The following is a 23,603-nucleotide window of genomic DNA, read 5'->3' on the forward strand; positions in this document are numbered from 1 at the left end:
TTGAATCTCGGCGTATTTGCCGTCATCGTGTAACGCTTTGATACCTTTATCTAAAAGCGCTTTCAGCTCAGTGTTACCTTTCTTAATACCGACAGCGGTTTTGGCTGGCAGCAATTCGCTGTCGACCGGCTTGCTGACGTCATAGTCGGCGCCCTGTGGCGACTTCAAAAAGCCCAGTTCGGCTTGCAGCATGTCCTGAATGCCGGCGTCGAGACGGCCGGAGGTCAGGTCGGAGTACACCTGATCCTGGTTCTGATAGGCCTGGGTTTTCACGCCGGCCTTGTCCAGCACGGCTTTGGCGTAGGCTTCCTGAATGGTGCCTTGCTCGTAACCGACGGTTTTGCCTTTCAGGGACGCGACGTCTGCGGTGATACCGGAACCTTTCTTGAACACGTAAGCGGTCGGGCCGGAGAACAGCTCGCTGGAGAAGTCGATGACTTTTTCGCGGGCCGGGGTCACGGTCATCGACGAGATCACGCCGTCGAATTTATTGGCCTTGAGGCCCGGAATCATGCCGTCGAAGTCACTTTCGACCCACTTGCACTTGACCTTGAGTTCGGCGCAGATCGCGTTGCCCAGGTCGATGTCGAAGCCCACCAGGCTGCCGTCGGCCGCTTTCGACTCAAACGGTGCGTACGAAGGGTCAACGCCAAAGCGCAGCTCTTTGTATTCCTTGGCCAGCGCGGAGCCAGCGGCCATGCACAACGCCAGTGCAGAAAGGGTCAGCAATGCTTTTTTCATTATTCAATCCCTAAGAACCAATATGAGCGCTTGTGGCGCAGAATTATTGTTACTGGAACGCGTACGACCTATAGAAAGTAGCAATTTCCGAACCAGAGTCCCGAACAAGTGTTTTAAAAGGTTGGGCGGGGAGGGGCGAGGGCGATTGAATGCCCGGAATTGGGCATCGCAGAAAGCGTGCACTGATTTGTGGCCGATCGTTCCCACGCAGAGCGTGGGAATGATCAAATAATCGATTGTTGTCCCGGGAAAGGGGGTCAGGCCAGCAAGTCTTGCAAAGTGGCCAGGCTGTCCGCTTCGTCGACGGTTTTATCCTGGCGCCAGCGCAGCATCCTCGGAAAACGCACGGCAATCCCGCTCTTGTGCCGCCGCGACAGGGCAATACCTTCGAAACCCAGTTCGAATACCAGGCTCGGTTTCACACTGCTGACCGGGCCGAACTTCTCCACAGTGGTCTTGCGCACAATACTGTCGACCTGGCGCATCTCCTCATCGGTCAGCCCCGAGTAGGCCTTGGCGAACGGCACCAGCGAACGCTGGCTGGACTCGGGCGGGCCGTCCCACACGGCAAAGGTGTAATCGCTGTACAGACTGGCCCGGCGACCGTGACCGCGCTGCGCGTAAATCAGCACCGCATCGACACTGAACGGGTCGACTTTCCACTTCCACCACACGCCCATGTCTTTGGTCCGTCCGACGCCATACAACGCGTCGCGCGCCTTGAGCATCATGCCCTCTACACCGAGTCGCCGAGAGGCTTCGCGCTGACGGGCGAGGTCGAACCAGTCGCTGCCGCTCAGCACGGGCGAAGGTAAAAGTACCGGGCTGTTACAGCGCGCGATAACCTCTTCCAATTGCGCGCGGCGCTTGGCTTGCGGCTGGTTGCGCCAGTCTTCACCCTGCCATTCCAGCAAGTCGTAGGCGAGCACCACCACCGGCACGTCCTCAAGGATTTTCTTGTCGAGGGTTTTGCGGCCGATGCGTTGTTGCAGCAGGGCGAAAGGTTGCACCGCTGGAGGCTCGGTCGATTGCGGATCGAAAGCGTCTTCAGTGCGGGGATGGGTGCTCTTCCACACGACGATTTCGCCGTCGATCACCGTGCCGTCGGGCAAACCGTGTACCAGTACCTCAAGTTCGGGAAAGCGCTCGGTCACAAGTTCTTCGCCCCGCGACCAGATCCACAGCCGGCCTTCACGCTTGACCACTTGTGCGCGGATGCCATCCCATTTCCACTCAATCTGCCAATCGCTGGCCGGGCCGATCAGCGTTTCGAATTCTTCCACCGGTTGCGACAAGGCATGGGCGAGGAAAAACGGGTAGGGCTGACCGCCACGCTGGGCATGTTCATCGCTGGATTCGGGGGCAATCAGCTTCAGGTAGCTGGCGGCGCTCGGCCGGTTCGACAGATCGGTATAACCCACGAGACGCTGCGCCACACGCTTGCTGTCCAGCCCGGCCATCGACGCCAACGCACGGGTGACCAGCAGTTTCGACACGCCAACGCGGAAGCTGCCGGTGATCAATTTGATGCACAGCATCAGGCTCGGGCGATCGAGTTGCGCCCACAGGGCGGGCAGTTGTCGGCTCAGGTATTCCGGGGTTTCACCGCGCAGCGGCAGCAGTTTGTCTTCAATCCATTCGGCAAGGCCGGCGTCGGAACTGTGCGGATTTTCCGCGAGCACCAGGGAAATGGTTTCCGCCAGGTCACCGACCGATTGATAGCTCTCTTCAAACAACCACGGTTGCAGACCGGAGACCTCGACGGCGAGTTCGCGCAGGATTCTCACTGGCACCAGTTGCCGGGGCCGGCCCCCGGACAGGAAGTACACCGCCCACGCGGCGTCATGGGGTTCGGCTTGGGCGAAGTAGGCCTGCATCGCCGCCAGTTTGGCGTTGCTCGATGTCGTTGCGTCGAGTTCGGCGTACAGCTCGGCGAATGCTTTCATGCGGGCGTCTCGGCGATGGTCGGTTCGGTGGCGAGGTTTTCTTCTTCGTCATCGCCGTATTCGGTGTTGAACCCCTGGGCATCCAGACCCTGTTCGCGCAGATGCCGCACCAGTACGCCGATCGAGCCGTGGGTGACCATGACGCGTTCCGCGCCGGTCTGCTCGATAGCCCAAAGCAAGCCGGGCCAGTCGGCGTGATCGGAGAGCACGAAACCGCGATCGACGCCACGCCGCCGGCGCGTGCCACGCAGACGCATCCAGCCGCTGGCAAATGCATCGCTGTATTCGCCAAAACGGCGCATCCAATTGCTGCCTCCAGCAGAAGGCGGGGCAATGACCAGGGCCTGGCGCATGATCGGGTCGCTTTTTTTCACGTCCCCGGCGTAGATCGTCGGCGGCAGATACACCCCGGCGTCGCGGTAGACCCGGTTCAGCGGCTCGACCGCACCGTGGCTGAGGATCGGGCCAAGGGTTTCATCGATGCCGTGGAGAATTCGCTGGGCCTTGCCGAACGAATAACAGAACAACACGCTGGCCTTGCCGGCCGCGATATTGGCCGCCCACCACTGGTTGATCTCGCTGAACACCTGCGCCTGTGGCTGCCAGCGATAAATCGGCAAGCCGAAGGTCGATTCGGTGATGAAGGTGTGGCAGCGCACCGGTTCGAACGGAGCGCAGGTGCCGTCGGGTTCGATCTTGTAATCGCCCGACGCGACCCAGACTTCGCCGCCGTATTCCAGACGCACTTGTGCCGAGCCGAGTACATGGCCGGCGGGGTGAAAACTCAGGGTGACACCGTGGTGCGTCAGGCGCTGGCCGTAGGCGAGGGTTTGCAGGTTGATGTCCTGCCCCAGACGCGCGCGCAAAATCCCTTCGCTGGCGCTGCTGGCCAGGTAATGCTGGTTGCCGGTACGGGCATGATCGCCATGGGCATGGGTGATCACCGAGCGCTCGACGGGGCGCCAAGGGTCGATATAGAAATCCCCGGCGGGGCAATAGAGACCTTCGGGGCGCGCGATAACAAGGTCCATGTCGTTACCTGAATGGGGGGCTTGTTAGCTATGAGGCTGGCGCGAGTCCGGAAGTTCTATCGACTTTGAAGAGCAACCCTCACCCCAGCCCTCTCCCGGAGGGAGAGGGGGCCGACCGAGGTGTCGGGCGAGCTACATCGACCTGAAAGACCGAGTCGATTATGGATTCGGCAGAGCACGAACCGACTTAACTCAAGATTCGGCAGAGCACGAACCGACTTAACTGAGGATTCGGCAGAGCACGAACCGACTTAACTCAAGATTCGGCAGAGCACGAACCGACTTAACTCAGGATTCGGCACCACACCAACCGAGCTGATTCCGGATTCGGCGCCGCCCGTTCAGGTCGGCGTATATCTCCAGCAACCCCCAATCAGTCCCCTCTCCCTATGGGAGAGGGTTAGGGTGAGGGGCTTTTGATGTACAGCTTATTTGCCAGGAGTAAGGGTCAGGCGGGTCTTGCCGTACACCCGGTCAAAGTTCTGCGGCTGCATCGGCAAACCGATGTACTGCCCCTTCAGCCACGCATCGATGCCATTGAGGTAATTCGGACTCACCGGATTACCCGACTGCCCCGTACCGTTCTGGCCCATCAGCGGTTCGGCCTGGCCGAAGTCGACGATGAAACGCATCGACGGCGCACGCGTCGTGGTGAAATCCTGACCCCAGGCAAATGCCGACGTGTTCAGCGTGGTGTGATCGCCGCCGGCCGCCAGAGGTCCGCGCACGGTCTGGCCATTGCTGTTCTTCCAGGCATAGCTGTGCAGCTTGCCCCACTGCCAGACGCGGTGATCGCCGCCCAACTGGCTGTCGCCCGCGCTGATCGCAGCAGCGAGGCTGCGCGCGAGAATCACCGCTTTGTCTTCTTTCTGCGGCGTGCGCAGGTCATCCCAGAACGGGCTGTCCTCGCGTCCCAACAAATGGTCAGCCTGCGCTGCGTAGGACAAATCGCCATTGGCGATAAACGCTTTCCACGCCGGGCTGGATGCCGGGCCGAGTTCGTCGAGGAAGATCTGTTTCATGCTTTCTTGCAGGAACAGTTCGTAAATCGCCGCGTCCGCCGAGGTCGGGCTGAGCTTGCCGTCGAACGCCATCAACCGCGTGAACGCTTCGCGCGCCTTGCTGCGGTCCGCTTCTGGCAGGGCATCGATCGCCTGTTTCAGCGGCTGCTTCATGCCCGGTGCTTCGAAGACTTTCTTCAACTTGGCGGCGAAGGTGGTGGTCTGGTCGTATTGCATAGCGATCACGCTGCGGCTGTCGTGCTTGGCGCTGCCGGCCAGTTCCGCCAGGCGCTCGCCACGTTCCGGCGCCGCCCAGGAGTTCGACAGTTGCATGCCGTAACCGTGTGGAATCACGCGCTGGTTGGCGGTGCCGAGCCAGCCTTGCGCCGGATCCTGATCGTAAGGGTGGAGCATCGGGTCGGCGTAACCGTCCCAGTCATAGCGACCTTCCCAGCCCGGCGACGGCAACAAGCCTTCGCCTTCACGGCGGTTGGGGAAACGGCCGGTGACCTGCCAGCCGATGTTGCTCGCATCGGCGAACACCAGATTCAGGGCGATGGCGCGGATCTCGCGGCTGGCGTCGGAGGCGCGCTCGACGGTTTGCGCGCGGGTCAGATCAAAAAACGCATCCAGCGACTTGTCATCAGTGAAGCTCGGCGTCTGCAAGGCCAGACCGAAACCGTTGCCCTGCGCCGCTGCCTGAGCACTGTTGAGCAGTGCGCCATGGCGGGTTTCGTACACCGCTTCGCGAATCGGCCGCTGGCCTTTGACGAAGTAGGTTTCGTTGCGCACGCCCAGCGGCTGCCATTTGCCATTGACCTCGTAGGTCAGGCTGCTGCCTTGGCGACGGATTTTTTCCAGGAACAGATCCTGGTTGTCGCCAAGTACGTTGGTCATGCTCCAGGCGACTTTGCCGTTGAAACCACCGAGGACCAGCGGCAGACCGGCCACGGTGACACCGGCGGCTTGATATTTTGGTGCGCGGATTTGTACGAAGCTCCACAGCGACGGAGCGGCCAGCGGCCCATGGGCGTCGCTGGCCAGCAGGCTCTTGCCGCTGCGGCTGCGTTGCGGGGCGATCGCCCAGTTGTTCGAAGACGTGGTGCCGAGCAGATTCAGCGTCGACAGTTGCTGGCTGGCGTTGCTCAGCTCGGTCAGCCCCGGGATCTGCCCGTTGAGTTTGAGCCCTTGCAGTTTGTCGGCCTCAGCCAGCGGCAGGTTCTCATCAGGCGCGGACGGGGTCAGCCAGGCGAGTTTGTCGGTGGTGACGGTTTGTGCGAGCACCAGCGAGGAAATCTCTTCCGGCAGGTTGGCCGACTGGCTGAAATTCAACAGAGCAAAAATCAGCGCCGAATCTTCCGGTTTCCAGTATTCCGGCTTGTAGCCGCTGGAGGCGAGGTCGCCCGGCAGTTTGTCGGCGTAGCGGAACAGGTAGGCGTTGACGCCCCGCGCATAGACTTCAAAGAAGCGCTTGAGACGCGGCGACGAAGCCTTGTACAGCTCGCCGGCGCTTTTCTTCAGATTGACCGCGCGCATGTAGCGGTCGGCATCGAGCATCGACGCGCCGGACATTTCCGCAAGCCGGCCCTGGGCCAACAGGCGCAAGGTCACCATCTGATTGATGCGATCGCTGGCGTGGACGTAACCGAGGCTGAACAGTGCGTCATGGAACGTGTTGCTCTCGATCAGCGGCATGCCCATGGCATTGCGACGTACCGACACGTTCTGCGCCAGGCCCTTGAGCGGTTGCACGCCGGAGGTCGGCGGGAGAGTGTCCTGAGCATTCCAGGTCTGGCAACCGGACAGGCTCAAAACACCGGCCACTGCTGCGGCAACGCCGAACCGGGGAAGAAAATGTGTGAGGGCTGGCGAGGCCATGGCAAAGCTCCTGCGGGGGGTAGCGTCAGTAAAGGCGCTACGTTAGTGAGCAGGAGGGTGCCGCGCAAGCGGGGCGAGCGCTTATTTCTTCCCGCTGATCGACCTGTGCGCATTGGATATGCCTTGCATGGCTGGAGGGGGGGATGCTGAACTGCGCAAAACTCAATGAACCCCGTATGAGAAAAATGCCATGGAGCTTCAGGCCAGCGCCGCACTGATCATCATCGACCAGCAAAAAGGCATTCTGCAGCCGCGTTTAGGGCGAAGGAATAATCCTCAGGCTGAACAGCGAATCCTTGATCTGCTGGGGTTATGGCGGCGTACTGCAAGGCCGGTGATTCATGTGCAGCACCTGTCGCGCGAGCCGGGTTCGGTGTTTTGGCCTGAGCAGGAAGGGGTGGAGTTTCAAGAGAGATTTTTGCCGCAGGATGGCGAATGGCTGATTCAGAAGCAGGTGCCGGATGCGTTTTGTGCCACCGGGTTGGCGGCGCGGTTGCGAGAGGCGGGGATTGGGCAATTGATCATTGTCGGCGTGGCCACTAACAACTCAGTGGAATCGACGGCGCGCACGGCGGGCAATCTGGGGTTTGCGGCGTGGGTGGCGGAGGATGCGTGCTTCACCTTCGACAAGGCCGACTATTTCGGCACATTGCGTACGGCTGAAGACGTGCACGGGATGTCGCTGGGGAATTTGCACGGGGAGTATGCGACGGTGGTCAGCTCTGCGCAGATTCTGGTGGCCGGCTGAAAATTTTTGCCGTATGTGCCGGCCCCTTCGCGAGCAGGCTCGCTCCCACAATGGATCGCATTCCAGTTGAAGAAACCCGGTCAACTGCAGGATTGCATTCCAACTGAAGAAATTCGATTAACTGTGGGAGCGAGCCTGCTCGCGAAGGCGGCAGGTCAGGCGAAGATGCTCTTCGCCCCAGGCATCAAGCGCCGTGGCACTTCTTGAATTTCTTGCCGTTGCCGCATGGGCACGGGTCGTTGCGGCCGACGTCTTTCAGGGCGTTGCGCACCGGCTCCTGGTGGGCGTGGCCGCAGTTCGGGCCGTGCACGTGGCCGTGGTCATGGTCGTGATGATGGTCATGATCGTGGTTGCAGTCAGGGCCATGGACATGAGGTTGCTGGGTCATCGGTGTTGCTCCGGAATTAAATCGGCGGGGATTATCACGCCATTGCGCTCAAGGTGCACGTAGTGGGCGATGAATAAACCGGTTTCCATCTCACCCTGCAAACGATAGGGAATCTGCTGGGTCGAGCTTTTCAGCATTTTCACCACGTCTTTTACCCGAGGCCACAGGTTAGTGCGGATCGGCACCTTGAAATACGCACTGCGTTTCGGCCCGACGGTGAACCAGTGTTCATGCTCACCTTCGGCAAGCAGCATGTCAGCCAAGTGAATACGGTATTCGATGCCGCGTACGGTCAGGTCGCTGTCATTGGGGTTATCGACGCGAAAGTGCAGGATGAATTTCTGTTCGAGCAGCTTGGCGCGCACCACTTCGACTTTCACCAGATGCACGGCGGGATCGACGCTGTCATCGCTGAACCACGAGGCGCAACCGCCGAGATTGAGCATCAGCATCAGAATGAAGCATTGGCAGGTGCGCCGACGACCGAGCATGGTTTAACTCCCTTTGGTGCCAGTCTAGACGCTAAAAGATCGCAGCCTGCGGCAGCTCCTACAGGGGAAACGCAAATCCTGTGTAGGAGCTGCCGCAGGCTGCGATCTTTTGATCTTCAACCTCAAGCGCCGAAATACCCCGCACAGCACTTCTTGAACTTCTGCCCACTGGCGCACGGGCAACTGTCATTGCGCCCCAGCTTCAACTGCACCGTCGGGTCGATGAAGTACCAGCGTCCGCCGTTCTGCACGAACGAGGAACGCTCGCGGTGGCTGTGTTCACCCTGGTGGTCATGCCAGCGCGCGGTGAAGGTGACGAAGGCGTGTTCCGGCTGGCCGCCGAAGACTTCCGAACTCTCCACCTCAAGGCCGAGCCAGGTGCTCTGCGCACTCCAATCACTGATCGATTGGCGATTCAGGCCCGCTTGCTGGGCGGGCAGGGTGGTTGCCACCAGATAATCGATCAGCCCCAGCACATAGGCGCTGTAGCGCGAACGCATCAGCGCTTCTGCGCATGGCGCCGGGTGGCCGTCGTGATAATTGCCGCAGCAGGCCTCAAGCAGATTGCCGCTGCCGCACGGGCAAATGGCTGTACTCATTGCTTCCGGAGCGTTGCTAACAGTTACATGTGGTTTATTGTCCATAAATCCGTCACTTACCTAATCTAACTTTTTCCACGGTTTTTTACGTTTGAACCGAGTGGATGGCTGCCAACTGCGTCATTGCACTCTAATGGCGCGCCTTCTATGCGCGCTCGACAGAAGTGGAGGTTAGTCCATGATGGTCAAAGGTACGTGATTACAAAACTGAAGAAAATCCAGTTCTAGTGATCGAGTTTTTGTCCATGAGCCTGAATTAGGTGCATTTGGGGGTTGAAGGTTTTGGTCCTGCTGCGAAGGGTCGTTAGGCCCACCAGTGGGCGATCTTGCTGAAGATCTGTATCTATGGTCATGTCAATATGATCCAGTTCAGCCGCCAGCCGGAACTTGATGTCGAGCGGAGCGTCAGGTTGACAACCGATCGTAGAGTGCTGAGTGCACGGTCGCTGCTACTTTACGTTCATTGGGGTGTTATCATTTGCGATCAAAGGGGCGCGATCTCGGGATCAACCAGATCTTCCATGCAAGACGTCGCGGGAATTGTGTAGTCCCCCGGTGTTGAACCAGGAGGCTCAAGTACCATTTTGTGGCATCACAACAGAGGTCGGGAGACCAAGGAATGGAACAAGAATTTTTGTTGAGATTTCTTGATATTGGAGTTATTGACCTCAAAGGCGATGACACGAAACTCGAAAAACTTCGATCCACGGCCAAAGACCTTTCAGTCAGCCTTCAAAACGCGCCCTCGAAGACCGTCAGTTTCACGATGGTTGCCGCTGACCCCCACATTGCACCTACGGACCTAACCGTAGATGAGGCAATGACCTCCCTCCGTAAGCAATGGGAGACTGTTGCAAACGCCTTTGTTGGACGACCTGTTGGCGTTTTGCGGGCTATTCTCCTAGACGCGATTGTGCAAGCGGCTCGCTCGGACGATGCGATAGCCGTTGCCTTCGTCAACACGGCACGCAATGCCTTGGTTCACGCCGAAACATCCGATGAAACTGAGATTTGGCGCGAAGCTGTCAGTGAAATTGAGACGAAAGTCGATGCGCGTGCCGAGGCAGAGTGGGCAACGCCAGAAATGATTACGGTTGAACCATTGCAGTACAAACCGCCAGCGCCAGTGGCTACGGATTATGAGGCGCCCACAGTCGATCTGAGTGAGCTCCGGGCAAAAGTAAACTCAGCAACGGGGCCGTGGGCATCTAACGAACCGAAGAATAGCCACTACCCCCACAACAATCCCGAGGCATGGGGGAAAGACTTTGCAAGCAAGATTAGCGTCGTCATAGCAGAGACGTTGGATGGGATGGCCGAGGAGCTTGCGCCGGCTCCCGTCGACCTCTCGAGCCCACTCTCTAATCTAGCTAAGGCGATAACAGTGCATGTTGATAAGGTGTTATCGAGCTTTAGTGGTGCTACGGCAGGTCTTCAACGCCGCACAAACCTACTTTGGTGGAAGGAGGCGCTTTATTCTCCGAGCGCTCATGCAAGCTATCTTGACCTCCCTCCGTTCGAAGCCTCTGCTTTGATGGCGTTGGACCTGCACGAACAGGTGCCAACCTATTCGCCAGCAAGTGTATCGGCCTTCCTGCGAGAGGCTATCCGCTGCCTACCAGCAGACAAAAATGATCCAGGAGACTGCGAGCGTAACTTCTCTAGCCTTGTGCGCGATGCTAGGACCACTGTATTCATGCAGCCTTTCCGTACGCTGGCTGCTCGATATGCAACTGCACCCGTTGGCCGAGGCTCACTCCTGTCGTTGATCGGGCACCCCGGGGATTCAGGTGAAATCGACGCGGCGACTCTTCGTCTCCTCGTTGGAGTGGACGCTTCCACTAATATGACCCCGTCTGAGTGGGGAACATATCTATTCCGTGAGCTTCAGAGCTCACGCGCTGTAAACGAAAACTCTACTAAGCGGGTCAAGAAGAAATAAGGCGCCCATGGAAAGATGCCCCCATCCCAATTGTTTCGCTGATGACAACACCACCTGTACGCTGGGTCATATCCGGCTCGACGTGTGCCCCGAGTGGAAGCGTGTTAGCAAAGGTGAAGTAGCTGCTTCGGCTGACTGCGACCAGATGCTGCTCCCGTGGAGCGGTTTGGCGATGGGAGAGGCTGATCTCAATTTTGTCAGCGGCAAGGTAAAACCCATCACTGTCGGAATCGTCGGCCCGGAAAGCGCAGGTAAGACGACACTACTCGGTGCGTTCTATCTGCTGCTGGGTCAAGGTGCGCTGACTACTGATGCCCATTTATTCAGCAACTCCTATACGCTGGCAGGTTGGGAGGCGGTAGCGACGTCTCTACGGTGGAAGCCGGGGCAGCCCCCTAGCTTTCCGCCTCACACCCCCAGCGGAGCGGCTCGAGCACCCGGCATGCTTCACCTTGGCTTTCGCCGTGAAAACGGGTCGCTGCGCGACTTTCTTTTTGCCGATGCACCTGGAGAGTGGTTTCAGAAATGGGCGGTCAACGAACAGGCAGCCGACGCGGAAGGAGCCCGCTGGATAGCTCGTCACGCAGACGTCACGTTACTGATTGCTGACCGTCAGGCTCTTGCTGGGCCCAAGATGGGGACCGCTCGAAACGACTTTCAGCTGCTTGCTCAGCGCACTGTAGCCGAGGCCCGCGGACGGCGCTTGGCACTCGTCTGGACGAAGGGGGACGTAGATGTAGCTGCGGCCATGGAGGCGCAGATCAGAAAAGCGGTCGCCTCGCACCCAACTAGTGTTCCTGAGTTCATAGTTAGCGTATCGCCTAGCGGCGAGGTCGACGCTGCAGAAAGCTTCCGTGAGCTATTTGACTGGGTACTTTGCACCAAGCGTGCGGGTGTTGATTTACCCACTACAGAAGTTTGTGGTCACGATCCGCTTTTTCGATTTGGCAGGAGATAGCTGGTGGCTGCTCAACACACCATTTTGTTGGTTGGCGAGTCAAATGTCGGTAAGACTCACTACGGTGCCCAGTTTTTGAAGCGCCTTATGGTTAAGGCATGCGCACTTAAGATGACCGGTGCTCCAACGAACTTGGAGGCGTTCACTACTGCTCTTAGTTGCCTGACTGAGGGAAAGTCGACCGACCATACACCTGCTGACATCTACGTCGAGAGCGTCTGGCCCATTTCGGATGAGTCCGGTCGTTACGCCGAACTGGTATGGCCGGACTATGGCGGAGAACAGGTTCGTAACCTTGTCGCGCAGCGGCGGATCCCAGCAGCCTGGCGAGATCGCGTGGTCGAATCCACTGATTGGATCCTACTCATCAGACTGCATTCGTTTCGATCCGAAGAAGACTTGTTCTCGCGCCCCCTGCAATCTTTCGCTCCAGTTGAGGCATATGACGAGACGGTGGCAGACGAGCTGTCAGATCAAGCAAGGACAGTAGAGCTTCTTCAAATGCTGCTCTACCTAGCGCAGTTCCATTTGGACCGGCCACTTCGCAAACCTCGCTTAACCATCTTGCTGAGCTGCTGGGATGAGCTTGGAACGACGGAGCTGCCGGCTGACCTATTGGCGTCTCGACTGCCGATGCTGTGGTCGTTCGTGCGCAGCAATTGGGCATCGCCTACTGTCATTGGCCTATCTGCTCTTGAACGGGCGCTCGATAAAACGGACGCGGACCAGGACTATGCAATCCGTGGCCCGGAAGAGTTCGGTTACGTGGTGCTACCCAATGGTGAGAAGAACACCGACATTACCTTGCCGATTCAATATTTGATGGCAGACGGGACCTAAGCGAATGCGAGTCGAGCAGGCCATTTATGGCGAGATCCCAGGACGTGGCCACGGACTCAGAACATCAAGTACGAATGCGCCAATAGCCGCTGCCATCGCATCAAAGCTCGACTTGCCAGATGTAGTGCCCCCAGGTGTCCAAGCTTGGTGGCCATTTGTTCGCGGCTTTCCTATCGACGACCACTATGTTCTCGCCCGAACGTTTCTGGATTCGAGCGCATCGCGAGGCGGCATGGTGCTGACTCATGCGCTAATCGTAAGATTGGACGATATGTGCGAGGCGGGAAACTTGACCGGGTTACTGGGGCGTCTGGCAGCCTCGGCCACAGAATGCCCCGAATCGTTGGTAACGCTGGAGCTTGAGATTGCAAGCAGAAGTAACCTGCCAGCTGCTGACTTGATAGGTACGGCCAACGCGTTGGCAGCCCAAGGACTCGCTCCAGTTGTACGACTGAGCGTTGGGGGATTCGAGCAGCTCGTTGATTCACTGTGGAGTAACCTCTGGCCGGCTTTAAGGCGAACCTTTGCGTTCCGGCTGAGCTTCGGTCCGAACGATGTGGTGGAGCAACCCCCACCTTCGCTTGTATGCACGCCTGAGCAGCTCCAAGCTCGCTGGACAAAGCATCGTATAGTCAAACCAGACGATAAAACTTCGAACTCTGAATCCGCCGGGATTCTTTGTGGCCTGCGCGATGTGCAGCCAATCCTGGTTCTCGCCAAGGACCTAGGCCTTGGAGTTCATTCGATAAGGGACTTGAGCCGGCTTGAACGGCTCCAAACCCTTCTCTCAACCGGCGAAAGCTTTGATGATTTGCTTGCTGCCATACGGTTGGCAGACGGCCTCTCAAATCAGCCGACATTTGGCGCAAGCATTAAGGACGAACTCATCGGTCGGTTCACGGCCTTGATTCCAGGTGCGGGTTGTAAGCAGTTGCTATTAATGAGGAATTTGGTGCTCTCTGGCTTTGCCAGCACGCGGCCGTTGTGGTCAGCCGTTGAGTTCCGCGTCAGTAACCTCGGATTTGCGCCCGTGGACGACAGCGATTTGATGGAGATGGTCGCCGCATCGGTTGATGAGGAGCTCGCATTGCCGCCATGGTGCGCTGCAGTGATAGCCGGTTTATCGACAGTCGCTCGTCGAGACAAGCCCGCCATTTACCAAGCAGCTTGGAGATGGGCGGAGCATAGCCATGCCGCGTTCGCCGCGGTCGTAGGCGCACTACCTGCTGACGCGACAGTTGAGCAGCGGCTGGCGGAGGAGGTGCCCAGAAAACTCCACGTTACCTCTTCGGTCTCCCTACTTTCGCCGCTGCTGAAGAAGCGCTGGCTGTCCGCGTATGGCGCCGCGCTAGCGGCAACACTGTCCCCTACCGATGCAACAGGCCAGCAGCTCAAGGTGGATAAAGACCTAGAACACAGTGCAGGTTTGAGGTCAGCCCTTCGCTTCGCAAGCCCTTCACAGATTTTGGAGTGTACGCTTGCGCATAAGGACTTGCGCTTAGTCGAATTGTGCGCAGAGCAGGCCGTTGCTCATCCTCAGATCCTGTCTAACATCCGCTGCGATGACATTATCGAGCAACAGGTGTGGGGCGCAGTGATTGGCAAGAATTCTTCCCTGTGGAGCGCACCTAACAATGCCATCGGTGCGCGCGACACTGTTTTAGCTCAACTCGCGCAAGGATTACTCGTCGACACCGGCTTACTCGAGGCGCTTGCAAAGACCCCCTTGGCTGACCTCTCCGCCATTTCGGAGCGGGCGCGATTGTGGTCGCTTCTGCCCACTTCGCAGTGTGACCACTACCTAGATGCGACCGCAACCGGGTGGCTGGAAGCCGCGGTGAAAGGTTCGGAAATTATTACCCCTGAAGCCCCACTTGAACACGCAGTCATGGCGAGCTCGAGCCTGCGGTCTGTACTTGAAAGGTCATCAGTGCCTGTTGATACACATCTAGCGATCGTCAGTGGCCTCCCATCGTTTCCCGAAGCAATGTTTGTTCAATGGCTAAATAATCTCTTGAAGGGCGTTCGCATGCTTTCTCTTGCAGCTTCTGAGCAGTTGGGAAGGCTTGTGGCGTCCCGGCATTGGGAGCAAGCGGCTAAACATCTTGCGGACCGGCTTGCCAACCGTCCAGATATTAAGCCAGGGCTAAGGCAGTGCGCAGGCTTGCTTAGCTTTTATACGCGTTGGAAGCTTGGAATCTCAAAAATAAGCGCTGCCGAGAAGTGGAAAGCCTTCGAAGATGAGGTTTGTGAACTCTATCCAAGCGGTCCGGATAGCGACGAGCTCTGGTCACGCGCCGGAGGCAAGAATTCCGACCTGCCAGGGCGGTCTCAAAATGGGTCAACACGTTGGCACACAGCGTTGAATTCAATCCGTTTCGGCGGCCGTCCGACATCACATGATCTTCTTAAAATGATGTGCAAAGACTTTCCCATGAACGAGAAGCTACGCCTATATATCAATGATACTGACATTGTTGGCTGGCGGTAAAACTCCCACTTACACATGGTTGAAACATGAACCCAACAGGCTATCCGCAAGGCCACGCCCTACTCATCGGCGTGGCGAACTACCAGCAAATCTCTAGATTGCCTGCCGCGATTCTGAACGACGTCAATGACGTCGCTGCAACGCTCTCATCGCCGGATCACTGTGGCTATTCGCCCACCAACGTCGTCACTCTTTTAGACGCAAGCGCTACTAGGACAGCAGTTTTGAAAGGGCTAGAGGAACTGGCTGCTCGGGCAGGACCTGATGATACAGCCTGCGTGTTCTTTTCCGGCCACGGTGGCGTCTTGGGCAGCCCTGGCAATGAAGACAGTGTGCTGGTCACTGTGGATAGCGATCTCGCTGACATCGAAAACACATCCATTAGCTCAAATGAGCTAGCTACTGCACTTGCGCAGATCAAGGCGAAGCGGCTTCTGGTCTTCATCGACGCTTGTCATGCTGGAGGCGCTGCAATCTCGAAGAGTTTGACTGATGACAAAGGCCACGAGCTCAAGTCTGGCTTTAGCCAAAACACCTTCGCGAAGTTGGCAGTTGGTAGCGGACGTGCACTAATGGCATCGTGTCGTGCTGACGAAGTGTCGTCCGTATTTGTCGGTGCAAGGAACAGCGTATTCACGACTGCACTGCTGGCGGGTTTGCGCGGAGCCGCCGACAAAAGCGCCAGCGGCTTCATCAAGGTCTTTGACCTGTTTAACTACATCTCCGAAGAGGTGCCTAAACTGATCCCAGACGACCAGCATCCAATCTTTAAGGCTGACAACCTTGAAGTGAATTTCGCTGTCGCGCTGAGCCAAGGTGGGAAGAAATCGCCGTACAGTTCTGAGATAACGTTAGTGGTGCAAGAGGAGTTCCCCTGGTCGCTGCTAGAGAAGGTCTTGGTCGAGCTATACCCATTCGGGCCGCGGGACCAAGAATTGTGGAGCCGCGCTGGCGGTGATCTGTCACGCCTCCAGTTTCATCCCACTGGTCAAGCTGCATGGCATTCAGCGCTTCGCACGCTGAAACAGGGCGGCGGAGGCAGGAATATCAACTTCGGCAGCTTACTCAGTGCAGCAAAGGAAGACTTTTCGAACCATCCGCAGTTAGCGATGCTGCAGGCGCCTTAAATAGTAATGATCCTTTGACACCAGCAGGAGCAATAGCGCTAGTAATGGACGATAAAGAGAGGTTTGCTTTTTACGAGAAAGTTTTCTATCAGGAGCTCGACCGCAAGGAAAAGCTCTACGCCAGGCTCAGCATGCCGCTGGCGATGCTAGTAGCCATAGTGACGTTTCTCTCGTATATGCTCAGCAAAGCACCAACCACCGAGGATGGTACCGCAAGCGTCTTTTTCTGGATTTTCTATCTCAGCACGTGCGTGATGCTACTGATCGGGGCCCTGTACTTCCGGGCTGCATGGTCCCTGAGGGATTCCGACAGGGGCCTCCCCACTCTGATGGAGCTTGAGACTCATCGGCGAAGCTTCCGCGATGATTACGAGAAATATTGGGACACTCCAGAAGAAGCTGATGCGCACTTCAAGAGCTTGGTGCTTAATTACTTCATCGAAGGCGCCACGGTGAATACTGAGAATAATGACAAGCGCGGGATCTATCTCCGATCGCTTGCAAACTATGTAACAGCGGCGTTGTTCGTCTCAGTGCTGTCATTCCTTCCGTTCTACATACATCAGCAGGAGCAAGCTAATAATGACCCAAAAACCTCCACCGCCGCCTCCACCGCCGATGCGCTATGTAAAAGATAACCAGCCAAGGAAAGAACCGCCTCCGCCTCCTCCCAAGCCTTCTCCGTCTAAAAATTAACCCTACAGCCCGCACTGACGCGGGCTTTTTTCGATCCGTTTGCCGAGGACGACGAGGAGCGCGGTAGTAAAATAACGTTTCGGTAGTAACTGTAATCAGCGCTGTTGTTGCGCTCGCGAGGCGCCAAGGAGCCGGTATAAACTCTTGGCCAACACGATTCCGCTTTGGATACATTTCACTGAGACTGTGCTCAGCCTTGCTATTCCTTGCGGTGGCAACTGCAAGCACGCGATAAAAAAAGCGAGAGGCCCCCCATAACACTTGGTGTCAAGGCGTCTCACCATCGAGCACGTGAGTACGAGGTATCTGCTCTTCGTCAGAGCGAGTAAATCTTCTCGTGCACGCCGCTCTTCCTGATTTTCGTCGTTTCGAACGCATAATCATGTTCGTCGAAATTGCACTCCGAAATAAAATGCGTGTACTTCAAACTTTTCACGCGGGTCATAGCCTTGCTTTTACGCAGGTCCGTTGTTTTGTTTTGAACGTTCATTTCGGGTGAAAAGTAATTGATCAAACCGGCCTCGGCGGCGAGCACGAGATTTTCTTCCCCTAGATTCAGATAATCGTTAGGTTGTTGGATGACCATTCCGTCACGAGACGCCACCGCCTCGAATCGTGGCGTGAAAAAGTACAAATAGATTTCCGCATCGTCCTCGCATTCTGCCTGGGCTTGCTGCACACGCTTGTGCCCGTTCATTCGGTCAGACAGCTCCATGGCCTTGCCGATGTACATGACTTCGTATTTTTCAGGAAGGTCATCGGTAACACGCAGCAGTTGATGAGCAAAGATGATATGCCTGTTTTCATCCTTGGGGATCCGGTCCGCAGGTGTCAGGAAATGGTAGGCGATTGCCCGATCCGCTCGTTCCTTCTCTCCGCTTCCGGGCATGACAGCTGCGACCAAGGGCTCTCGCCTCAGCAGGTGCTCATACTCATCCGCAGACTCGACATATTGAATCATTGATTGCAGATGGGCCGGGGTCGGAAAGTATTTTTTATTGATAGCCGACGCGCCATGCATTAGTTGAGCAATGTTGATCTTGTGCGGCCGCGACAAAATGCCCTGTGAGGCATACTTAAAAACTATCTGGCACTTTTTGCTTATACAGACACTGGAAAACCGCGCTTTGCGTCGTTTGACAAGAAAATAGATTCGTCCACTTCTGAATCTATCCACCGTCTCTAGAGGCTCTTCGAATTCGCGATACAACTTTTCGGTCGTAATGAAAAACGCATCAACCAGATGAGATTTAAGAATTTTGAATGGTGGTTTTATCATGACTACTCCTTAGGCGATGCCATCCATAATAACGGGCGCATCATACTGAATCGCCTCTGGTTTTGTAGAAGCTGAGTGACGGCTTCAGGCCGGTCGGTACCTCTAACGATCGACTCCGATCCATTCCAAATTTACAGCCTTTTGAGGCGAGCCTTTGGTCTAGGTGTCAGTGCATCTAGTTACGCGGTCTCGGCAGCGGTCTACAGAGCACGAATCTAGGGATGTCTAGCAAAAATCGCTAGGCATCGCTAGACCTTAATATATTTCGTAGGCCAACTCATTGGGCGTCTGGCCCATGTGCAGCGACGTCACGTTTACGCCGACCAGCCTTCCTAGGCTTAAAGCCGCATAGATGACTGGAACGTAGCGTGAATAACTGGCTGTAGGTTAAAAGAAGACTAGTCTTCGAGAGAGGTTAAGTGCCATCTAGCTTAATACGCTCAGGTAAGTCCACCCAGGCTTACGTGGGAGTACTCCAAACAGTCCAAAGCTGTCCAAGAGGATCTGGGAAAAATGGAAGAAAAAGCATCCGTACTTGGCAATGCAATGCATAGTGAGCGCGGTTCCGAGTGGCATCGGTGGGATCCGCATATACATACCCCCGGTACTGTCTTAAATGATCAATACAAAGGCTCAGATCCTTGGGAGGCTTTTCTTTCCCGAGTAGAGACTTCCAACCCTACGATTGGGGCATTGGGTATTACCGATTACTTTGGTATCGATCCCTACGAAAAAGTTCTCGAATTTAAACGTCAGGGACGTCTGTCGAATGTTGGACTTGTTTTTGCCAACGTTGAGCTTCGTCTCAACATCGAGACGAATCGGGGGGCTGCGCTCAACCTGCATCTACTCTTCCCACCGGATGATCCAGATCACATCGGTCGAATCAAACGTTTTCTATTGGAGTTCGAGTTTCCGTATCAGGGAGAGAACTTCCGCTGTCATCGTGATGATTTGATCCGCTTGGGTATGAAGCACAGCCCGCAGCAGACGGATATCGAGGCTGCTCGTTCTGTCGGTGCAAATCAGTTCAAGGTCAGCCTGGAACAATTGAAGGCTGCTCTGAGCAAGCATGAATGGATTAAGCAAAATGCACTGATCGCAGTTGCAGGGGGGCAAAAGGATGGTACTTCCGGCCTAAGAGACGCGGGTGACTCCTGGTCAGCGCAGCGCAAAAATATCGAGCAGTTGGCCCATATCATTTTCGACTCCAATCCTAAGCAGATAAGTTTCTGGCTTGGCCAAGGCGCACTTTCAGCGCAAGATCTAGACGCGCAATACAACGGCCGGAAGCCTTGTCTTCATGGATCGGACGCGCATACGGCAGATATGGTGGGCGTGCCCGACAAGCAGCGCTACTGCTGGATCAAAGGCGATCTAGCCTTTGAATCCCTCCGTCAGACCTGCCTGGAGCCCGAGGAGCGCGTCATTATTGGCCCAGAACCACGACGGGGCGCTCTCCAGAGCCATACTATCGAGTCTTTGAAGGTCAGCGGTGCGCCATGGCTGACGAAGGCAAATATTCCGCTAAATTCCGGCTTGGTTGCTGTTATCGGTGCACGTGGGTCGGGGAAAACAGCACTGGCCGATTTAGTTGCTGCAGGGGGATACGGGCTCTCATCGCATATCAACACCGAGTCGTTTGTTTTTCGAGCCAAACAGCATCTGGATGACTGTAGGGTAGAGCTCACTTGGGAGAACGGAGAGGCAACCGGCAGCGAAGTAATAAATGCTGATGTTGACGATCTTGTATACAGCTCTCACGTCCAATACCTCTCCCAGCAGTTTGTGAGCAAATTGTGCTCTGCGGAAGATACGAGTAACCCGTTGAATGCGGAGATAGAACGAGTAATCTTCAACGCGCACCCGCGAGATGACCGTATGGGCACCTCTATTTTTCAGGAGCTGCTTGAGCTGAGGCTCGAGGGGACGCTTCAGAAGCGCCGGCGCCATCAGGAAACGTTACGAAGGGCCTCCAATGACCTGACGGAGGAGCGCACTCGAAAAGCAAGTCTGGCAGGGCTACAGAAAGACCGTGATGAGAAGGCCAAGGCGATTGAGCAGGACAAACGTGATCGATCGTCATTGATCCCCAAAGGCAATGAGGAGCGTACGAAGCGGTTGGAAGATATCTCGCAGGCCGCTGAACAGAAACGCCTGCAGGTAGAGCGGGCGAAGCGCCGATACCAGACATTGCTTAACCTAAAAGGGGATGTCGAAGACTTCCGTGCCCGTCGAGCACCAGAGCATCTAAACGAAATGCAGCAAGAGCGGCCTGATACGGGCTTGTCGGAGGCCGACTGGGAAGCGTTCAAAGTGGACTTCTTGGGTGATGTCGACACGCTGTTAGCGGAACGGCTTCGCCAGGTGAAGACTCTGGCGGCGAAATTGCAAGGGCCATCCGACCTTGATCCTCAGATCAATGAGGAGGTCGACCCCTCAATCTCACTCATTCCAGAAGAAGCGGAGCTGCAACTTCAGACTCTGGCATTGCTTGATCGAGAGGTTTTTCGCCTAAACCTGCTAGTTGGTGCCGACAAGGCAAAGGTTAAGCGCTATTCAGCGCTGAGCGATAAAATCGCCAAGGCGGAGATCGCTCTTACCAAACTCGATGAGCAGATCAATCGGGCTCGAGAAGCGGATGCCAAGATACGGGACCTGATCCAGCTGCGTCGTACTTCCTACGAGGGGGTATTTGAAGCCATTGTGGAGGAGGAGCAGGAACTCAAGGCGCTTTATGCACCGATCCAACAGCGAATCGAAGCTGATACTGGTTCAATGGCTCGGTTAGCCTTCACCGTTAAGCGCAATATAGACATTGAAAGTTGGGCTATAACCGGCGAAAACTTGCTCGACCTTCGCACAGGGCCATTCCGCGGACGTGGTCAAGTTCTGCAGGCTGCTAGAGGAATGTTGATGTCTGCCTGGCAGGCAGGAACATCCGTCGAAGCCGCTGCTGCGCTGCTGGAGTTCGTAAAGACCAATGAGGAAAACCTGCGGGCTCATAAACCGGACAACGTCGAGTTCCGAGAGTGGGCCCGTCAGATCTCGGACTGGCTTTATAGTACGGAACACATAACGGTTGGGTACACCCTTCAATACGACGGGGTGGAGATTGAGCAGCTTTCGCCCGGGACGCGAGGGATTGTGCTCTTGTTGCTGTATCTGTCGATCGATGCGGAAGATGATCGGCCACTCATCATTGATCAGCCGGAAGAGAATCTGGATCCGCAATCTGTGTTTGAGGAGCTGGTTGCACGATTCCGGGAGGCTAAGCTGCGACGTCAAATCATTATCGTGACTCACAATGCTAACTTGGTTGTGAATACTGATGCCGATCAAGTGATCGTGGCGTCTTGCGGTCGCCATAGATTGGGGCAACTGCCCGAGATCACGTACGAATGTGGCAGTCTAGAGAACCCCCGTATACGGCGGCGAGTCTGCGAGATTCTGGAGGGGGGGGAGCGGGCGTTTAAGGAACGTGCTCGGCGCTTGCGTGTATCACTTTAGTAGTCTACGAACATTTTCCGACCATTTGCTCTCATGAAAGCAAATGGCCGATTAATCAGCGCAAAATGATCAAGGGAACGCCGGCGCAAGTCGCAGTGGCGGCGTAATGAGCCACCACCCGTCAGTGAAATCAGCTAATCTCCGCTGATTTAGCGAGGATATGCTGTTGAGCGACGTGAAGGGATTGCTGACGCCCGCCATTCATTTGGCGGCGCACATTTTTGTAGGTACCACGATCTTTGCCATCGTCGCCGGCGCAGCCTTCGGATTGCAGAAACTTGTACACCTTCTGGAGTCTAACGGTACAGATGCTACCATCACCTATGTGCTGACCCTCGTTGAACATCTGACGTTTTACGTTGACATAATCTGCTATGTGGTGATGTTGTTAGGTGCGGCATTTGTCTTTGTGCGTGAGATCGCACGAGAGGTAAGAAAATGACTACGTTGAAGCAAGAGTTCATCGACGCTGCCAAAGAGACCCCACGGATGTTTTTCGCTCCGTTGATTGGGGCTGCGCGCGCCGTTGTTCGGGAGTTTGAATCCCTGGGCAAGAAAAAAAAGAAGAAGGGCAAGCCCGAGAAAAATTACGAAGGATATCGAGTAGTCGTTATTAGTAACACATCGATGCGGCGTATGCGCAATGCGGCCAAACGCGCACAGACCGCAACGGTGGTGAAGATCACCAAAAAAGCTGATCAAGACGCTCAAGGTCCTCAAGGTCCTCAGGCCTGATCCTTCAGGCCTGAACCCTCGAACAATACGCCATTCCCTACCTGACAACCTTCTTCAATTACTTCCAGGACGAGGCCCCCTAATGCACGACGGTGTGGGCCCCCGAGGCTTTGATTTGCAGGATTGGGCTGAGCGGGTATCGCTAAGATTCTTCATGTATTTATCAACAAACATTTAGAATCTGAAGGCTACGGTCCATCGTTCTCCCGTGTTGGAAATACCAGCACACAGTATTTCCGTGAGACCTTTGGCTGTACCTCAGGGAAATAGAAATGGCGGCCATCATGGAGGGTATACCGCAGCGAGGCCCCATCCTGACTTCGAGCGATTTCCAACAATATATCCATGTGCCAGTCACTGGTGCCGTTGAGCCACCCAGGTGACACCAACTGTACCGACCTGATTTGAACTCCCGTTTCCGTTCGCTCCAGAAGCGACGTCAGCGCTTGCAAGTCATCCACAAACACTACGTCTTGGAATTCTAGGCCGTCTTGGCATCTCACTATCGTTGTATGAAACCAAGGTGACATCAGGTGCTGTTGAACAAAATGCCAACCTTGATGGCCAGGCTCCAGCATTGCTCGAGAGCCTTTCACTTCTGCCTGTTTATTGGTTATGAACACGGCGAACCCTCAGCATGAACAGTATTCATTGTAGTCATATACTGTTCGAAAGCGCCTTGTCGTTCCTTTTGCAGGGCATGCAAAGTGGAATTGAAAAGTGCTGTCGGGACAGTTCTTCGGTGGCTTCGAGTGAAACAAGGTCAGACGCAGGAAGACTTTTCCACCCTTAGCAGCCGAACGTACATCAGTACATTGGAGCGAGGTTTGTACGCTCCGACGATTGAGAAGCTGGACGACATTGCTGCTGTACTCGGTATGCCCCTCATAACATTGATGGTTGGTAGCTATGCTCTAAAGAACAATCGTTCTGTTGCTAAAGTCCTCGAGGAGTAATTGGAGAGATCGAGCGTCTTGAGGTCGCCGAGGGCGTTTCGAAGCTACGCGAGCGTCGCCCCAAAATCGAGTAAATGGGCAGGCTTGAAATCTTTCGAGTGATGACCTAAAGCGCTGTAAAACGCTTCGCATTGCCGGCGCTTTGGTCGATTCAGGGCTGGTTCCAATTTGCGATCAGAGGGGGGCAGGCCGTAACTCTGTAATCCGAATTTTTGCACTGTAAACCACAGTGGTTAACAAATAATA

Annotated in this window: 19 protein-coding genes; 11 read left to right on the forward strand and 8 right to left on the reverse strand. The window is 55.9% G+C overall.

Annotated features, from left to right (window positions below; all coding sequences use genetic code 11):
- The 4 genes from M9827_RS02725 to M9827_RS02740 all read right to left on the reverse strand — a co-directional run.
- Nucleotides 1-741 (reverse strand): transporter substrate-binding domain-containing protein (locus M9827_RS02725; RefSeq protein ID WP_250603233.1); only part of this gene is annotated, 741 nt, incomplete at its 3' end.
- 257 nt (nucleotides 742-998) lie between these two features.
- Nucleotides 999-2,687 carry an ATP-dependent DNA ligase gene (locus M9827_RS02730; RefSeq protein ID WP_250603235.1) on the reverse strand — a complete coding sequence of 563 codons (1,689 nt, stop codon included), beginning with the start codon at nucleotides 2,685-2,687 and terminating at the stop codon, nucleotides 999-1,001.
- Complete coding sequence (locus tag M9827_RS02735) at nucleotides 2,684-3,718, reverse strand: ligase-associated DNA damage response exonuclease (protein WP_250603253.1); 1,035 nt, start codon at nucleotides 3,716-3,718, stop codon at nucleotides 2,684-2,686. Before M9827_RS02735 ends, M9827_RS02730 begins: the two co-directional genes overlap by 4 nt.
- 428 nt (nucleotides 3,719-4,146) lie before the next feature.
- Nucleotides 4,147-6,597 carry a penicillin acylase family protein gene (locus M9827_RS02740; protein WP_250603255.1) on the reverse strand — a complete coding sequence of 817 codons (2,451 nt, stop codon included), beginning with the start codon at nucleotides 6,595-6,597 and terminating at the stop codon, nucleotides 4,147-4,149.
- Between the two features lie 190 nt (nucleotides 6,598-6,787).
- On the opposite strand from M9827_RS02740, the gene M9827_RS02745 reads away from it, so the two are divergent.
- Nucleotides 6,788-7,345, forward strand: a complete 558-nt coding sequence (locus M9827_RS02745) for a cysteine hydrolase family protein (protein ID WP_250603257.1) — start codon at nucleotides 6,788-6,790, stop codon at nucleotides 7,343-7,345.
- Nucleotides 7,346-7,529: 184 nt separating this feature from the next.
- On the opposite strand, the gene M9827_RS02750 is transcribed toward M9827_RS02745, so the two are convergent.
- The 3 genes from M9827_RS02750 to M9827_RS02760 all read right to left on the reverse strand — a co-directional run bounded on the left by M9827_RS02750 (nucleotide 7,530) and on the right by M9827_RS02760 (nucleotide 8,823).
- A complete protein-coding gene (locus tag M9827_RS02750) occupies nucleotides 7,530-7,733 on the reverse strand; it encodes an SEC-C metal-binding domain-containing protein (protein WP_003198420.1) in 204 nt (67 codons plus the stop codon).
- Nucleotides 7,730-8,224, reverse strand: a complete 495-nt coding sequence (locus tag M9827_RS02755; protein ID WP_250603259.1) for an LEA/WHy family protein — start codon at nucleotides 8,222-8,224, stop codon at nucleotides 7,730-7,732. Before M9827_RS02755 ends, M9827_RS02750 begins: the two co-directional genes overlap by 4 nt.
- A 122-nt stretch (nucleotides 8,225-8,346) precedes the next feature.
- Nucleotides 8,347-8,823 carry a YchJ family protein gene (locus M9827_RS02760; RefSeq protein ID WP_250603261.1) on the reverse strand — a complete coding sequence of 159 codons (477 nt, stop codon included), beginning with the start codon at nucleotides 8,821-8,823 and terminating at the stop codon, nucleotides 8,347-8,349.
- 619 nt (nucleotides 8,824-9,442) lie between these two features.
- On the opposite strand from M9827_RS02760, the gene M9827_RS02765 reads away from it, so the two are divergent.
- The 6 genes from M9827_RS02765 to M9827_RS02790 all read left to right on the forward strand — a co-directional run bounded on the left by M9827_RS02765 (nucleotide 9,443) and on the right by M9827_RS02790 (nucleotide 16,819).
- Nucleotides 9,443-10,765: a GTPase-associated system all-helical protein GASH gene (locus M9827_RS02765; RefSeq protein WP_250603263.1), complete on the forward strand. Its 1,323-nt coding sequence runs from the start codon at nucleotides 9,443-9,445 to the stop codon at nucleotides 10,763-10,765.
- 145 nt (nucleotides 10,766-10,910) lie between these two features.
- Nucleotides 10,911-11,723, forward strand: coding sequence for a TRAFAC clade GTPase domain-containing protein (locus M9827_RS02770; protein ID WP_250603265.1), 813 nt, complete (start codon nucleotides 10,911-10,913; stop codon nucleotides 11,721-11,723).
- Nucleotides 11,724-11,726: 3 nt separating this feature from the next.
- Complete coding sequence (locus M9827_RS02775; protein ID WP_250603267.1) at nucleotides 11,727-12,563, forward strand: TRAFAC clade GTPase domain-containing protein; 837 nt, start codon at nucleotides 11,727-11,729, stop codon at nucleotides 12,561-12,563.
- Between the two features lie 4 nt (nucleotides 12,564-12,567).
- Nucleotides 12,568-15,054, forward strand: coding sequence for a GAP1-N1 domain-containing protein (locus tag M9827_RS02780; protein WP_250603269.1), 2,487 nt, complete (start codon nucleotides 12,568-12,570; stop codon nucleotides 15,052-15,054).
- Nucleotides 15,055-15,080: 26 nt separating this feature from the next.
- Nucleotides 15,081-16,181, forward strand: coding sequence for a caspase family protein (locus M9827_RS02785; protein WP_250603271.1), 1,101 nt, complete (start codon nucleotides 15,081-15,083; stop codon nucleotides 16,179-16,181).
- Between the two features lie 44 nt (nucleotides 16,182-16,225).
- The gene (locus tag M9827_RS02790; protein ID WP_250603273.1) at nucleotides 16,226-16,819 is read left to right on the forward strand and encodes a hypothetical protein; all 594 of its coding nucleotides are present in this window, start codon (nucleotides 16,226-16,228) and stop codon (nucleotides 16,817-16,819) included.
- Between the two features lie 374 nt (nucleotides 16,820-17,193).
- Here M9827_RS02790 and M9827_RS02795 read toward each other — a convergent pair whose 3' ends face one another.
- Complete coding sequence (locus M9827_RS02795; RefSeq protein WP_250603275.1) at nucleotides 17,194-18,156, reverse strand: hypothetical protein; 963 nt, start codon at nucleotides 18,154-18,156, stop codon at nucleotides 17,194-17,196.
- Nucleotides 18,157-18,669: 513 nt separating this feature from the next.
- Between M9827_RS02795 and M9827_RS02800 the strand changes: the two genes are divergently transcribed.
- The 4 genes from M9827_RS02800 (at nucleotide 18,670) to M9827_RS02815 (ending at nucleotide 23,357) form a co-directional block, all read left to right on the forward strand.
- Entirely contained in the window at nucleotides 18,670-21,666 is a 2,997-nt protein-coding gene (locus M9827_RS02800) for a TrlF family AAA-like ATPase (protein ID WP_250603277.1), read from the forward strand.
- A gap of 166 nt (nucleotides 21,667-21,832) precedes the next feature.
- Nucleotides 21,833-22,108 (forward strand): hypothetical protein, encoded by a 276-nt coding sequence (locus M9827_RS02805; protein ID WP_250603279.1) that lies wholly within the window; start codon nucleotides 21,833-21,835, stop codon nucleotides 22,106-22,108.
- Nucleotides 22,105-22,401: a hypothetical protein gene (locus tag M9827_RS02810; protein ID WP_250603281.1), complete on the forward strand. Its 297-nt coding sequence runs from the start codon at nucleotides 22,105-22,107 to the stop codon at nucleotides 22,399-22,401. The genes M9827_RS02805 and M9827_RS02810 overlap by 4 nt, the downstream gene beginning before the upstream one ends.
- Nucleotides 22,402-23,108: 707 nt before the next feature.
- On the forward strand, nucleotides 23,109-23,357 hold the full coding sequence (locus M9827_RS02815; RefSeq protein WP_350310001.1) for a helix-turn-helix domain-containing protein: 249 nt from the start codon (nucleotides 23,109-23,111) through the stop codon (nucleotides 23,355-23,357).
- The last annotated feature ends 246 nt before the right edge of the window (nucleotides 23,358-23,603 follow it).

Source organism: Pseudomonas sp. AKS31 (assembly GCF_023634765.1).
Classification (GTDB): Bacteria; Pseudomonadota; Gammaproteobacteria; order Pseudomonadales; family Pseudomonadaceae; genus Aquipseudomonas.

Coding starts and splice junctions, on each gene's coding strand:
- M9827_RS02730 (WP_250603235.1), bottom strand. CDS start 2,687: ATGAAAGCATTCGCCGAGCTGTACGCCGAACTCGACGCAACGACATCG.
- M9827_RS02735 (WP_250603253.1), bottom strand. CDS start 3,718: ATGGACCTTGTTATCGCGCGCCCCGAAGGTCTCTATTGCCCCGCCGGG.
- M9827_RS02740 (WP_250603255.1), bottom strand. CDS start 6,597: ATGGCCTCGCCAGCCCTCACACATTTTCTTCCCCGGTTCGGCGTTGCC.
- M9827_RS02745 (WP_250603257.1), top strand. CDS start 6,788: ATGGAGCTTCAGGCCAGCGCCGCACTGATCATCATCGACCAGCAAAAA.
- M9827_RS02750 (WP_003198420.1), bottom strand. CDS start 7,733: ATGACCCAGCAACCTCATGTCCATGGCCCTGACTGCAACCACGATCAT.
- M9827_RS02755 (WP_250603259.1), bottom strand. CDS start 8,224: ATGCTCGGTCGTCGGCGCACCTGCCAATGCTTCATTCTGATGCTGATG.
- M9827_RS02760 (WP_250603261.1), bottom strand. CDS start 8,823: ATGAGTACAGCCATTTGCCCGTGCGGCAGCGGCAATCTGCTTGAGGCC.
- M9827_RS02765 (WP_250603263.1), top strand. CDS start 9,443: ATGGAACAAGAATTTTTGTTGAGATTTCTTGATATTGGAGTTATTGAC.
- M9827_RS02770 (WP_250603265.1), top strand. CDS start 10,911: ATGCTGCTCCCGTGGAGCGGTTTGGCGATGGGAGAGGCTGATCTCAAT.
- M9827_RS02780 (WP_250603269.1), top strand. CDS start 12,568: ATGCGAGTCGAGCAGGCCATTTATGGCGAGATCCCAGGACGTGGCCAC.
- M9827_RS02785 (WP_250603271.1), top strand. CDS start 15,081: ATGAACCCAACAGGCTATCCGCAAGGCCACGCCCTACTCATCGGCGTG.
- M9827_RS02790 (WP_250603273.1), top strand. CDS start 16,226: ATGGACGATAAAGAGAGGTTTGCTTTTTACGAGAAAGTTTTCTATCAG.
- M9827_RS02795 (WP_250603275.1), bottom strand. CDS start 18,156: ATGATAAAACCACCATTCAAAATTCTTAAATCTCATCTGGTTGATGCG.
- M9827_RS02800 (WP_250603277.1), top strand. CDS start 18,670: ATGGAAGAAAAAGCATCCGTACTTGGCAATGCAATGCATAGTGAGCGC.
- M9827_RS02810 (WP_250603281.1), top strand. CDS start 22,105: ATGACTACGTTGAAGCAAGAGTTCATCGACGCTGCCAAAGAGACCCCA.